Annotated in this window: 1 protein-coding gene; it reads right to left on the bottom strand. The window is 72.7% G+C overall.

Annotation, left to right across the window (positions count from 1 at the left end):
- Window positions 1-231: tetratricopeptide repeat protein (locus AA75_RS51150; RefSeq protein ID WP_199520492.1), on the bottom strand; the 231-nt coding region annotated here is incomplete at both ends.

Consider the following 231-nt stretch of genomic DNA (forward strand, 5'->3'; position numbering starts at 1 on the left):
TGCCGCGGACGGTGAGGGTCTCGGGGTGGTCAGGGCCGAGGAGCCGCGTCTTGTCGGCGAGGACCTCCTCCCCGAGGCGGACTGCCTCGGCGGTGCGTCCGGCCTCCTGGTAGACCATGGCGAGGTTGCTCCGCACCGTGAGGGTGACGGGGTGGTGCGCGCGCAGGACTCGTTCGCTGTGGGCCGCCACACGTTCCAGCAGCGTGACGGCGTCGGCGGTGAGTCCGGCCT

The sequence above is a fragment of the Kitasatospora sp. MBT63 genome, assembly GCF_000710465.2.
Lineage (GTDB): Bacteria > Actinomycetota > Actinomycetes > Streptomycetales > Streptomycetaceae > Kitasatospora.